General features: G+C 55.8%; 11 protein-coding genes, 1 pseudogene and 1 other annotated feature. Of the genes and pseudogenes, 1 reads left to right on the top strand and 11 read right to left on the bottom strand.

Annotated elements, in window-relative coordinates; translation table 11 throughout:
• Positions 1–2: 2 nt before the first annotated feature.
• From yciA to MXM41_RS03360, 5 genes and pseudogenes are all read right to left on the bottom strand, one after another.
• Positions 3–398: an acyl-CoA thioester hydrolase YciA gene (yciA, locus tag MXM41_RS03380; protein WP_325929895.1), complete on the bottom strand. Its 396-nt coding sequence runs from the start codon at positions 396–398 to the stop codon at positions 3–5.
• 100 nt (positions 399–498) lie between these two features.
• Complete coding sequence (locus tag MXM41_RS03375; protein ID WP_325929894.1) at positions 499–2,685, bottom strand: TonB-dependent siderophore receptor; 2,187 nt, start codon at positions 2,683–2,685, stop codon at positions 499–501.
• Between the two features lie 184 nt (positions 2,686–2,869).
• Positions 2,870–3,409, bottom strand: a complete 540-nt coding sequence (locus MXM41_RS03370; RefSeq protein WP_325929892.1) for a septation protein A — start codon at positions 3,407–3,409, stop codon at positions 2,870–2,872.
• 56 nt (positions 3,410–3,465) lie between these two features.
• Positions 3,466–4,209 (bottom strand): YciC family protein, encoded by a 744-nt coding sequence (locus MXM41_RS03365; protein ID WP_325929891.1) that lies wholly within the window; start codon positions 4,207–4,209, stop codon positions 3,466–3,468.
• 25 nt (positions 4,210–4,234) lie between these two features.
• Positions 4,235–4,330: pseudogene (locus tag MXM41_RS03360) on the bottom strand (YkgJ family cysteine cluster protein); the annotation flags it as partial.
• Between the two features lie 219 nt (positions 4,331–4,549).
• Here MXM41_RS03360 and ompW point away from each other — a divergent pair.
• Positions 4,550–5,182, top strand: a complete 633-nt coding sequence (gene ompW, locus MXM41_RS03355) for an outer membrane protein OmpW (protein ID WP_325929890.1) — start codon at positions 4,550–4,552, stop codon at positions 5,180–5,182.
• A 31-nt stretch (positions 5,183–5,213) separates the two neighbouring features.
• Here ompW and MXM41_RS03350 read toward each other — a convergent pair whose 3' ends face one another.
• The 6 genes from MXM41_RS03350 to MXM41_RS03325 form a co-directional block, all read right to left on the bottom strand.
• Positions 5,214–5,486, bottom strand: a complete 273-nt coding sequence (locus MXM41_RS03350) for a DUF883 family protein (protein WP_103179906.1) — start codon at positions 5,484–5,486, stop codon at positions 5,214–5,216.
• 195 nt (positions 5,487–5,681) lie between these two features.
• A complete protein-coding gene (gene trpA, locus MXM41_RS03345) occupies positions 5,682–6,491 on the bottom strand; it encodes a tryptophan synthase subunit alpha (protein ID WP_325929889.1) in 810 nt (269 codons plus the stop codon).
• Positions 6,491–7,684, bottom strand: coding sequence for a tryptophan synthase subunit beta (trpB, locus tag MXM41_RS03340; protein ID WP_325929888.1), 1,194 nt, complete (start codon positions 7,682–7,684; stop codon positions 6,491–6,493). The genes trpA and trpB overlap by 1 nt, the downstream gene beginning before the upstream one ends.
• Positions 7,685–7,694: 10 nt before the next feature.
• Positions 7,695–9,053: a bifunctional indole-3-glycerol-phosphate synthase TrpC/phosphoribosylanthranilate isomerase TrpF gene (trpCF, locus tag MXM41_RS03335; protein ID WP_325929887.1), complete on the bottom strand. Its 1,359-nt coding sequence runs from the start codon at positions 9,051–9,053 to the stop codon at positions 7,695–7,697.
• A gap of 3 nt (positions 9,054–9,056) precedes the next feature.
• Entirely contained in the window at positions 9,057–10,652 is a 1,596-nt protein-coding gene (gene trpD / locus MXM41_RS03330) for a bifunctional anthranilate synthase glutamate amidotransferase component TrpG/anthranilate phosphoribosyltransferase TrpD (RefSeq protein ID WP_325929886.1), read from the bottom strand.
• Positions 10,652–12,214 (bottom strand): anthranilate synthase component 1, encoded by a 1,563-nt coding sequence (locus tag MXM41_RS03325; RefSeq protein WP_325929885.1) that lies wholly within the window; start codon positions 12,212–12,214, stop codon positions 10,652–10,654. Before MXM41_RS03325 ends, trpD begins: the two co-directional genes overlap by 1 nt.
• Positions 12,215–12,238: 24 nt before the next feature.
• Positions 12,239–12,333 (bottom strand) — a sequence feature (Trp leader region).
• Positions 12,334–12,449: the final 116 nt, after the last annotated feature.

Raw genomic sequence — 12,449 nt, 5'->3', positions numbered from 1 at the left:
TTTTATGCCTGAGGTAACGGGCGGGGTTTGCCTTCACTATCTACCGCTACGTAGATAAACAGCGCTTCGGTGGCCTTATAGCGCTGGCCGATAGGTTCGGAAGAGACCTTCTTCACCCATACTTCGATATTAATCGAAACCGAGGTATTGCCGCGTTTTACGCAGCGCGCATAACAGCAAACCACATCCCCGACGGCGACAGGCCGCAGAAAGGTCATCCCATCGACCCGGACCGTTACCACGCGGCCATGGGCAATCTCTTTGGCGAGGATCGCCCCACCCATGTCCATTTGCGACATCAACCAGCCGCCAAAAATATCGCCGTTCGCATTGGTGTCGGCGGGCATTGCAAGTGTGCGTAAAACCAGTTCGCCCTGTGGGGCGTTCGTTGTTGTCATTATGGACTCTACTCATTACGGAGGACTTCAGGCGGGATGCTACTATGATTTACAGCCAGAGAGAACAGAAGAAAACGCCCGCGAGGCGGGCGTGGAAGGGTCAGAATGACAGAGTTACGCCCGCATAATAAGCGCGGCCAGGTTCGTTGTAGGTCGAAGCGCCATCGTTTTCACGATAGATTTGCTTGTCAAACAGGTTACTGATACCCGCATTCAGACGCAGATCTTTCGTCATCTGATAGTTACTGCCGATGCCTACAATGGAATAAGCGCCAATCTCTTTCTCCGACATCGCATTCTCTTCGTTGCGGATCTCCGCATTATCGCGTGGTTTCTGGCGACCATACATTGTCCAGTTCACGTTAGCGGAGAGCTTGCTGCTAACCTGCCAGTCCAGCATCGTATTGACGGTGTATTCCGGGATAATCGACAGCGGGTTGCCCGTCTCTTTATCCTCAGACTTAATCATCCAGGTTGCATTAGTACGCCAGTTGAGGGTATCGGGCAGAACAGGGATCACCAGGTTCCCCTCCAGGCCTTCAACAACCGCTTTACCGCCGTTTTTCCACTGCAGGATATTCGCCCCGTTTGAGGCGTAACCTAATACCTCCGTACCGGAGACGATTTTGTTTTTGTAATCGTTGCGGAACCAGGTGATGCCGGCGTCATAGCCGTTGTGGTTGAATTCAAGACCGATCTCTTTATTGATGCTGATTTCCGGGTCCAGATCGGGATTACCCAGCAGATAACAGCTTCCGGCGCCGACATTAACCGGACAACCATTGCCGCGGGTTGAAAGCAAATACCCTTCGCTGGACTGATACAGATTTGGTGCCTTGAATACGCGCGCGATGCCAGCCTTCAGCTTGAACATCTCGCCCAGCTCTTGTTGCATATTCAGGCTCGGACTCCAGTTACTGCCAAACTCATTGTGATAATCGAAACGCAGTCCTGGGATCAGATTAGTACCCGGGCGGGCTTCAATATTATCTTCAACATATATGCCGGTGAGATCGGCGCTGTTTTTGCTACTGCGGCTGGCAGCGTCGCCAGAAACACCACCAATGATCACGCCGCTATTGTCGGTCGCCTGCATGGAGGCCGGATCGTTGAGTTCGTCACGGTTCCATTCGGCACCCAGCGTCAGGGTCTGGTCCGCCAGCCAGTAGAACGGCACATTGAGTTCGCCAGAGGCACGGTAAGACTGCAGGCGGCTGGTGTTGTAATCATCGCTGTTAATCATCCCCTCCACCTTACCGGTAGATCCTTCACCCAGTCGGGTATTGTTGGTCTTCTCATAGCTGAGGGCGACCTTCGACTGTCCCCAGTCCCAGATGCCATTGTGGGTAAGGCCCCAGCTCTGACGGTACATGCGGTTGGTCTCATCCCCGTACAACGACTCTACCAACCCGTCAGGGCTAACGTTGCTGTTGCTGTACTGGGTATCACCAGCATAGATATTGCCCTGACGGCTGTAGCTGTAATCGAAATCGACGATCTGCTGCGGGGTCATTTTCCATGAAAGCAGGGCGTTGATATCTTTATTACGCACCCCTTCACGTCCGGCGGCGTAAGAGCCATTCTGCGCGGTATTGATATCGTACGCATCGGCATCGGTTTTGTTGATGTTGCCATACAGGCGCATGGTCAGGGCATCACCGGCCAGAGGGCCGCTAAGGTTGAAGTTGGCGCGTTTAGTCGCCCCTTCTTTGTCATTTTCAGGCTGGTTGGTGTACAGAGACAGCGAGCCGTGCCAGTCGTTGGTAGGGCGTTTGGTAATAATGTTTACCACCCCACCGGCGGCCCCGGAACCATAGCGGGCCGCCGCGGGGCCACGCAGGACTTCAATGCGCTCCACCATCTCGGGTGGCACCCAGTTAGTATCGCCCCGCGTATCGCGCTCACCGCGCCAGCTGTAACGTACCGAGTTGCGCGACGTAACGGGCACGCCGTCCACCATAATCAGGGTATTTTCCGGGCCCATACCGCGAATGTCGATCTGACGGTTGTTGCCCCGGCTGCCGCTGGCGCTGTTGCCGGTAAGGTTTACGCCTGGCATTTTACGAATAATTTCAGAGAGATCGTTAACCGGCGGCTCTTTGGCGATATCCTCCGCGGTAATGACGGACACCCCCGGCTGCTGCTTCAGTGCCTCCTCAGCGGTGGCCTGAACCACCATTGTTTCACCGTCGTGAAGCATCTCATCTGCTGCTTGTGCATAGTGGCTTAACGCCGCGGTAATGGCTAATGCCAGTGGGGCGGTACCAAATTTTGTTATTTTTTTCATCAACACATGTCCATTTGTTAAAAATGTGATGACGAATAATAATGACAAGCATTCTCATTACAAGTCGAGCCTGGCAATCTTCATATTTTCTTCAAGATTCAGGCAAATTGGTATTGAACGAGGAGAATAAGGGGAAAATTGCGATTAAAAAAAAACGCCAGGCTTGCAGAACCTGGCGGGGTAATTATTGTTTGTCGTCCTGAGGCATGTGGCGATAAATATAGATGCCGCTCAGGAGAGTGAAAATCAACGTTAATGCCGTCAGCCCAAACACTTTGAAGTTGACCCAGATATTCTGTGGCAGCCAGAAAGCGATATAGATATTCGCCAGGCCACAAAGAATAAAGAACACCGCCCAGGCGATATTCAGGCGCGACCAGACGGTCTGCGGCAGCGCCAGCTCTTTACCCAGCATGCGCTGGATAAGCGGCTTTTTCATCACCCACTGGCTGAACAGCAGGGCACCGGCAAACAGCACGTAGATAACGGTGACTTTCCACTTGATAAACTCGTCGTTGTGGAAAAAGACGGTCAGTCCGCCAAAGAAGGCTACCAGCACGAAGGTGATTAGGGCCATCTTTTCGACCTTGCGATAGCGCACCCAGCTGTAGATCAGCACCACTGCTGTGGCGACGATCAGGGCTGTTGTCGCCGCATAGATGTCGTATAGCTTGTAGAAAGCAAAAAAGACTACCAGGGGTAAAAAATCCAGAAACTGCTTCATTCTTCGATTCCATCATCAGCGATGGCCTGCATGAGCTGCACAGGCCATCAAAAAAATTACGGGCGAATTAACGTATACAGGCGGAACAAATAAACGAGCAAGATGGCGGAGATCAGGTTGCTCAGCGTATTCGCTACCACAGCACCAACGTTAGGCGTCAGAACGGCAAGGTTTGGTGCAAACAGCAGCAGCAGAGTCTTTGCCAGCAGCCAGCTCATGACCGCCGGAGCAACCAGACGCATATTAGACCATGCCAGCCGGATGCTGCTACGCATGGCGACAAAAATGCCCATACGGTCCTGCACTACCATTACGGGGGCGAAGGCGAGCACAATGGCTAACAGCACGCCTGGCACCACGACCAGCATAATGCCTAACTGCACCAGCATGGTGGTTAAAAAAATCAGAATAAACAGTTTAGGCAACAGCGGCGCGCTGGCGCCAATAGCCCGCAGTGCGCTGACACGCTGACCGGCAGACACCAGCTGGATCATGAGCAGCACGCCACCGGCCAGAATGGCATTGCCGATCAAGCCGGAGAAGGTCGAGGCCGCTGACGCCCGCAACAGGATCTGCTGCTGCTCCGGGGTCATGTTCTGCACCATCTCAAACAGCCCCACGCTGCTGGCGATCTGGTCGCCTTCGCTCAGGCTGGCAATTTGCTCCTCACTCGGCGAAAAGGCATGACCAAGTACCACCGTGATAAATGCGCATAACAAGGCGATCAGTAGAAAGGTAACAAACTGATTGCGGAAAAAATTCCCCGTGTCACGGTAGACAGACTTCGCCGTGATAGACATGCACTCTCCTTGAGTATTGCAGGTGTTAATTAGCGGGCAATTGTACCCTGGATAACTGTACGGTGGCAGTATCAAGGCTTGTATGGAAAAGCATATCTTTGTAAAGCGCCGGTAATCCGTCGCTGGAATTTTGTGCGTTTGATATCGCACTGCGCGTCGTTTGCCTGAATCAGCAAAATTGATCCAGATTCCTACTACCAATTTTTGGTCGCAGTTAAAAAGATTAATTTAGATCAATGAATGTTAAATCGCTGAATTTAATGTGATCTCTGTTGGATCACTTATTAATCATTTGTGGGTATATTCCCTTCGCCAATAAAACCATAAAGAGGAAAGGGATATGAAAAAAATAGCGCTCGCAGCACTGATTCTGGGCAGTCTCTCCGGCAGCGCAGTTGCCCACGAAGCAGGCGAGTTCTTTTTCCGTCTGGGGACGGCTACGGTACGCCCTACGGAAGGCTCGGACAATGTTCTGGGTCTGGGCGGCTTTAACGTCAATAACAACACCCAGGCCGGGATGACCTTTACCTGGATGGCCACTGACAACGTCGGCGTTGAACTGCTGGCGGCCACACCGTTTCGCCACAAAGTTGGTACGGGCCCAACCGGAGATATCGCCACGGTGCACCATTTGCCCCCGACCCTGATGGCCCAATGGTATTTTGGCGATGCCGGGAGCAAGCTTCGCCCCTATGTTGGCGCCGGAGTTAACTACACCACTTTCTTTGATGAAAAGTTCAATGACACCGGTAAAGCGGCAGGCCTGTCCGATCTGAGCCTGAAAGACTCCTGGGGTATGGCGGGGCAGGTGGGGCTTGATTACCTCATCAACCGTGACTGGCTGATTAATATGTCAGTCTGGTACATGGATATCGACACCGAGGTGCGCTTTAAGGCGGAAGACCAGCAGCAAAATATCAATACCCGTCTGGATCCCTGGGTGTTTATGTTCTCGGCGGGGTATCGTTTCTGACAGAAAGAAGGCCCCGAGGGGCCTTTTTAATTTACTTACGACCCAGCAGCAGGCCGAGGACAATACCAACGGCGCCTGCGGCAATCAGGCCGGTAAGAGGATTATTTTTTACCGCGTCGGTAACATCCGTTACTACATCGCTTGCCTGTGCAGCATATTTGCGTCCGGCACCCTTCAGCTGATGTTTTGGTGAATCAACGGCTTCGCCAAACTGTTGCTGTGCAGCACCGGCAAATTCATCCAGCTTATTCTTCGCTTTTTCACCAGCATATTGTGCATCATTATCAAGATTTTGGTCTGACATAACGTTCTCCTTTTGTAGTCAATGTAAAGCATAGACTCAATCGGGATATCCTGAAGAAAATGGGATTAATACTTAAGAAACGGGTGGACCACAGGATAAATTCGCCGGTAAACGCGCAGGAAGGAATTAATTGCGCCAGGCAGAAGGGATCAATTTAGTCAGGACGCCGCCTGGTAAAACCAGACGGCAATGCTGTTATTGCGGACGGGTGGCGGCTTTCATGGCGCTGACGAAGGCTTTCAGCTCCCTCAGCATCTGCTCAGGCTTATCGACATTGTTCTCAATAATTTTGACGATTGCTGAGCCGGAAATCGCTCCGGCGGCACCGGCACCCAGCGCCGCTGTCACCTGCTCGGGCGCTGAAATACCAAAGCCCTGCAGCGGCGGGGCGGCATTGTACTCCGCCAGTTTTTCCACCAGATGATGCAGCGGCAGCGCAGCTTTGTTCTCTGCACCTGTGACGCCGGCACGGGACAGCAGATAGGTATAACCGCGGCCGTGAGAGGCGATCTGACGCAGCAGATCGTCATCGGCGTTCGGCGGGCAGATAAAGATCGGTGCGACGTTATGACGCATCGCCGCCTGGCGGAACGGCGCCGACTCCTCAACCGGCACATCGGCAACCAGCACTGAATCCACACCTACTCGGGCGCACTCGGCGTAAAACTCGTCGATTCCGCGGTTAAAGACCAGGTTGGCATACATCAGCAGGCCGATGGGCATAGCCGGGTATTTCTGGCGGATGGTTGCCAGCATTTCAAAGCACTGGGTCGGCGTCACGCCTGCGGCAAAGGCGCGCAGGGTGGCGCTTTGAATTGTAGGGCCATCGGCCAGCGGATCGGAGAAGGGAATGCCCAGCTCCAGCGCGTCGGCACCTGCTTCGATCAGGGCGTCGATAATTTTCAGCGACTGCTCAGGAGAGGGGTCGCCCAGCGTCACGAAGGGAACAAACGCGCCTTCCTTGCGGGCCTTAAGTTCAGCAAACACGTTATCGTAACGTTCCATCAGATTTCCCCTCGTGCTTTCAGAATATCGTGAACGGTGAAGATGTCTTTATCACCGCGACCGGAAAGGTTTACCACCAGCAGCTGCTCTTTTTCCGGGTTGTCTTTAATCATTTTCAGAGCATGGGCCAGCGCGTGCGATGACTCCAGCGCCGGGATTATCCCCTCTTTACGGCACAGGGTTTTGAACGCTTCCAGCGCTTCGTCATCGGTAATCGAGACGTACTCGGCGCGACCAATGCTGTTCAGGTGCGCGTGCTGTGGCCCGACGGACGGGAAGTCCAGGCCTGCTGAGATGGAATACGACTCTTCAATCTGGCCTTCGTCGGTCTGCATCATTGGCGCTTTCATGCCGAAGTAGATGCCCACGCGACCATGTTTGAGCGGCGCACCATGCTCACCGGTTTCGATGCCATGCCCGGCAGGTTCGACGCCAATCAATCCCACGCGGGTGTCGTCGATAAAATCGGCAAACATACCGATGGCGTTAGAGCCCCCGCCCACGCAGGCGATCACCGCATCCGGAAGACGCCCCTCTTTTTCGAGGATCTGCGCTTTGGTCTCCTCCCCGATCATGCGCTGGAATTCACGCACGATGGTCGGGAAAGGGTGCGGACCCGCGGCGGTGCCCAGCATATAGTGGGCGGTTTCATAGTTACCAGACCAGTCGCGCAGCGCTTCGTTGCAGGCATCTTTCAGAGTGGCCGAGCCACTGTGCACCGGGATCACTTCCGCGCCCATCAGACGCATACGGAAGACGTTCGGCGACTGACGCTCAACGTCTTTCGCCCCCATGTAGATACGGCATTTCAGCCCGAGCAGGGCGCTGGCCAGTGCCGACGCCACACCGTGCTGACCGGCGCCGGTTTCGGCAATGATTTCCGTTTTCCCCATCCGTTTTGCCAGCAGCGCCTGGCCTAACACCTGGTTAGTTTTATGCGCGCCGCCATGGAGCAAATCTTCACGCTTGAGATACAGGGTAGTATTGGTGCCGGCTGTCAGGTTGCGGCATTTGGTCAGCGCCGTCGGACGCCCGGCGTAGTTTTTCAGCAGATCGGTAAACTCAGCCTGGAAGAGCGGATCTTTTTGCGCGCTTACGAACGCCTCTTCGAGCTGGCGCAGGGCTGGCATCAGGATCTGCGGCACATACATGCCGCCGAATTCACCAAAATAGGGGTTTAATAATGTGGTCATTTTCTCTTCCTTAATATGCACGCAGCGTTTTGAACACCGAAGCCAGTTTGCTGGCATCTTTTATGCCCGGCTGCGACTCAACGCCTGAATTAAAATCGAGACCTGCGCAGCCCGCTTTGGCGGCTTCAACGCAGTTGTCGGGGCTCAAACCACCCGCGAGCAGGACATTATCCAGCTTTTCGCCGTTGAGCAGCGACCAGTCGAAGCGCTGCCCGGTTCCGCCCTGGCCATTATCCAGAACATATTTATCAACATGAGTGAGCGTGCGCGGCGGCAGGCTATTGCCTACGCTCAGCGCTTTCCAGATTTGCACCTGCGGATCCAGCGTCTCGCGCAGGGCATTGATATAGCTCTGGTCTTCACTTCCATGCAGCTGAATGGCGGCGAGAGAAAGCGCCCTGGCCGTGGCAGCCACCTGTTCAATAGCGGCATTGCGGAACACACCCACGTATTGCAACGGCGCGGCGGCGATCGTTTCGCGCGCCTGCGCGTCGGTCACGTTACGAGGAGAAGACTCAACAAAGATCAGCCCGCCGTAAATGGCGCCCGCTTCATAAGCTGCAACGGCATCCTGAGGACGCGTCAGGCCACAGACCTTATTTTCACCCAACAGCACGCGGCGTACCGCAGCGCTGAGATCGTCCTGCTCCATCATCGCCGAACCGATCAGGAAGCCGTTGGCGAAATGGCTCAGCTCGCGAACCTGAGCGTAACTGTTGATACCAGACTCGCTAATAACCGTCACGCCTGCGCCCAGACGCGGCGCCAGCTGGCGGGTGCGATTCAGGTCGATGGAGAGATCGCGCAGGTCGCGGTTGTTGATGCCGACAACTTTTGCCTCGAGGGCAATGGCGCGCTCCAGCTCCTCTTCATTGCTCACTTCGGTCAGTACGCCCATCTTCAGGCTGTGCGCTACCGCGGCAAGCTGGCGGTACTGCTCATCATCCAGCACGGAGAGCATCAGCAGGCAGGCGTCGGCCTGATAAAAACGGGCCAGCCAGATTTGATACGGGTCGATAATAAAGTCTTTGCACAAAATCGGCTGCGGGGCGATGCCGCTGACGACGGGCAGAAAATCAAAACTTCCCTGGAAATATTTCTCATCGGTCAGCACCGAAATAGCCGAGGCGTGGTGCTTATAGATGGCGGCGATCTTCGCCGGGTCGAAATCGTCGCGGATCACCCCTTTGGATGGAGAGGCTTTTTTGCACTCCAGGATAAATGCGGTGCGTGCACCCTGCAGGGCATCATAGAAACGACGGCTGCTCGGTACCACGTCATTCTGGAAACTGGCGAGCGGCTGCTGCTGTTTCCGCGCTTCCACCCAGATGGCCTTATCGGCAACGATTTTCGCTAATACGGTCTGCATTGTTTACCCTCTTGCCGCAAGTGCGGTCACTCGGTCGTAGGCTGCGCCGGAGCGCAACACATCAATCACTTTTTGCGCATTAACCTGTAAATCTTCTTCGCCGTGCAGTCGCATCAGCATGGCGACGTTGGCGGCAACAGCGGCCTCATGCGCTGCCTCACCTTTACCTTGTAACAGGCGGGTCAGAATGTCACGGTTTTCTTCCGGAGTGCCACCTGCCAGCTGTTCCTGGTGATACGGCGTTAAACCGAAGTCTGCCGCCTCAAGCTGGTAGCTTTTGATTTCGCCATCATGCAGCTCGGCCACCAGCGTCGGCGCATGCAGGGAAACTTCGTCCATTCCCCCGCTGTGCACCACCGCCGCACGCTGATAACCGAGCACGCGCAGGGTTTCGGCAATCGGCAGCACCAGCTCAGGGCTATAGACGCCAATCAGCGCCAGCGGCGGATGCGCCGGATTGATTAACGGCCCGAGCACGTTGAACAGGGTGCGGGTTTTCAGCTGCTGACGAACCGGCATCGCATGGCGGAAACCGGTGTGATACTTCGGCGCGAACAGGAAACAGACGCCCAGCTCGTCCAGCGCATCGCGGGATTTTTCCGCGTTCATATCAAGATTAATTCCAAAGGCGGCCAGCAGATCCGACGAGCCGGAACGGCTTGAGACGCTGCGGTTGCCGTGCTTCGCCACCTTCAGCCCGCAGGCCGCAGCGACAAAGGCGCTGGCGGTAGAAATGTTGATGCTATTGCTGCCGTCACCACCGGTACCGACGATATCCGCGAACAGATAATCCGGGCGCGGGAACGGAGCGGCGTTTTCCAACAGGGCGGTTGCGGCACCAGCGATCTCCTGTGGCTGCTCGCCGCGTACTTTCATGCTCACCAGCGCGGCGGCCAGCTGCTCAGGCTTCAGCTCGCCGCGCACCACGGCAGAGAAAAGCTGATGGCTCTCCTGCTGGCTCAGGGTCTGGGCCTGATAGAGTTTTTCCAGAATCGGCTGCAGGCTATTGGTCTGCTCCAGTTTCTGCAGCGCCCAGTTGAGCGTCTGCTCCAGCAGGCGAGCGCCCTGGGAGGTCAGAATGGATTCCGGGTGGAACTGCATGCCGCACACCCGGTCCGCATCATGACGCACGGCCATCACCATGCCGTTGTAATGGGCGTTGATAGTCAGACCCGCCGGAATATTACTGCCCACCAGCGAGTGGTAACGCGCGACCGGAAGGGGATTCATCAGCCCGGCAAACATCGCCTGACCGTCGTGTTCAATGCTGGAGGCTTTACCGTGCAGGATTTCCCCCGCCTGACCAACGTAACCGCCGTAAGCCTCCACAATCGCCTGGTGACCCAGGCAGATGCCGATAATCGGCAGCTTGCCGCGCATACGGGTCAGCAGCTCCGGCATACAGCCGGCTTCACTTGGCGCGCCAGGGCCGGGGGAGAGCATCAGCACCGGGTTTTGCATCGTGGCCAGACGGTCGATTAAGGTCTGAGCCGGAACATGGTTACGGTAAATCACCACGTTATGACCGTTTGCACGCAGCTGATCCGCCAGGTTGTAAGTAAAAGAGTCGATATTATCGAGCAGCAGAATATCAGCCATCAGAAAATCTCCTGTGCGTGATGGGCAGTCGCAATGGCGCGCAGTACCGCGCGGGCTTTGTTGCGGGTTTCGTCAGCTTCAGACTGCGGAACGGAGTCCAGAACAATGCCCGCGCCCGCCTGAACGGTGGCGATCCCTTCTTCAACGTAGGCGGAGCGGATCACAATGCAGGTATCGAGATCGCCGTGGGCGGTAAAATAGCCCACTGCACCGCCGTAGCTTCCGCGACGGCGTCCTTCGGCCTGGGCAATCAGCTGCATGGCGCGCACCTTCGGCGCACCGCTCAGGGTGCCCATGTTCATGCAGGCGCGGTAGGCGTGCAGCACATCCAGATCCTGACGCAGCTCGCCTACCACGCGGGAGACCAGATGCATCACAAAGGAGTAGCGATCCACTTTGGTTAAATCAGCAACATAACGGCTGCCTGGGGTGCAGATGCGCGCCAGATCGTTACGGGCCAGATCGACCAGCATTAGGTGCTCGGACATCTCTTTCTGGTCGGTGCGCATCTCCAGCTCAATGCGGCTGTCGAGATCGCGGTCCAGCGAACCGTCGGCACGACGACCCCGCGGGCGGGTTCCGGCAATCGGATAGATTTCAATCTGACGGCTGGTGGCGTCATACTTCAGGGAGCTCTCCGGCGAGGCGCCGAACAGCGTAAAGTCATTATCCTGCATAAAGAACATGTAGGGGCTGGGGTTGCTCTTCTTCAGCACGTCGTAGGCCGCCAGCGGCGACGGGCAGGGCAGGGAGAAGCGACGGGAGGGCACCACCTGGAAAATCTCACCTGCGCGAATCGCTTTTTGCATCTGGCGTACCACCACGCCGTACTCATCGTCCGTCTGGCTGACGTCGCAACGCATCTGCTCCACGCGCTGCACCGGCAGCTCTGGCGGGGCTTCGTTCATCTGCTCCTGCAACTGGACAATGCGCTGTTCCAGACGCTGTTTCTCCGCCAGTAACGGGGTGAACAGGCTGGCCTGAATGCGGGTGTATTTTTTCTGGTGGTCGATCACCAGTAAGGTTTCCGCCAGATAGAAGCAGTAGTCCGGGCAGCGGTTTCCCTGCTCCAGTTCGGGCAGATCTTCAAAACCGGCCACCAGGTCATAGGCAAACAGCCCGCCAAAGAACATCGCTTCGCGCTCGCTTTCCGGCACGTTCACCAGGTTTTGCAGCAGGCGGAAGGCATCAAACACCGACAGAGAACAGAGACGGGCGTCTTCGTCCAGCAGCTGGCTGACCGGCGGGAAGTGCAGGATCCGCTGGTCAGGGCGATGTTCATTCTCAACACCCGCGGGCAGGACGTCGTCCAGCAGCGACAGCAGGGCGGCACCGTTCTCGGAAAGCGCCTTCAGCGTGACGGTATCGCCAAGGGCAGTAATGCGCAGAGCGCTGTCCACCAGCAGCAGGCTTTTCAGGTCGTCTTTGCTGTCGATATCCGCAGACTCCAGCAGCAGCGTGGCAGGACGCGCGCCGCAAACCTGATGGAACAGGGCGGTGGGATTGTGGCGATAGGCCGCCTCACGGGTCAGCAGTTGAAGGTTCGGTTTGGCTGTTTGCATTGTGTTGTTCTCTTTATTCTGTTCATAAAAAAGCCCGCTCGGTGGCGGGCCAGGTATCTGTATGCATGACGCAGACGTACGACACTGCCCGACAATCAGGAGCTACGCCACCAGCTATGCAGAGAAAAATGTGCGGTCATTTTCAGATACCTCATTGAGTGAACTTGCGTACTAGTTAACTAGTTCGATGGCGTGTTGTCAACCCTTCGATTTCAGAATTTCACCACATACCGTT

It is taken from the genome of Leclercia adecarboxylata (assembly GCF_035787115.1).
Lineage (GTDB): Bacteria > Pseudomonadota > Gammaproteobacteria > Enterobacterales > Enterobacteriaceae > Enterobacter > Enterobacter adecarboxylatus_E.
Note: the sequence above shows the minus strand (reverse complement) of the source record. Positions and strands in the feature narration are given on the sequence as shown.

Coding starts and splice junctions, on each gene's coding strand:
- MXM41_RS03375 (WP_325929894.1), bottom strand. CDS start 2,685: ATGAAAAAAATAACAAAATTTGGTACCGCCCCACTGGCATTAGCCATT.
- MXM41_RS03325 (WP_325929885.1), bottom strand. CDS start 12,214: ATGCAAACAGCCAAACCGAACCTTCAACTGCTGACCCGTGAGGCGGCC.
- MXM41_RS03350 (WP_103179906.1), bottom strand. CDS start 5,486: ATGTCAGACCAAAATCTTGATAATGATGCACAATATGCTGGTGAAAAA.
- trpD (WP_325929886.1), bottom strand. CDS start 10,652: ATGGCTGATATTCTGCTGCTCGATAATATCGACTCTTTTACTTACAAC.
- trpA (WP_325929889.1), bottom strand. CDS start 6,491: ATGGAACGTTACGATAACGTGTTTGCTGAACTTAAGGCCCGCAAGGAA.
- MXM41_RS03365 (WP_325929891.1), bottom strand. CDS start 4,209: ATGTCTATCACGGCGAAGTCTGTCTACCGTGACACGGGGAATTTTTTC.
- ompW (WP_325929890.1), top strand. CDS start 4,550: ATGAAAAAAATAGCGCTCGCAGCACTGATTCTGGGCAGTCTCTCCGGC.
- trpB (WP_325929888.1), bottom strand. CDS start 7,684: ATGACCACATTATTAAACCCCTATTTTGGTGAATTCGGCGGCATGTAT.
- MXM41_RS03370 (WP_325929892.1), bottom strand. CDS start 3,409: ATGAAGCAGTTTCTGGATTTTTTACCCCTGGTAGTCTTTTTTGCTTTC.
- trpCF (WP_325929887.1), bottom strand. CDS start 9,053: ATGCAGACCGTATTAGCGAAAATCGTTGCCGATAAGGCCATCTGGGTG.
- yciA (WP_325929895.1), bottom strand. CDS start 398: ATGACAACAACGAACGCCCCACAGGGCGAACTGGTTTTACGCACACTT.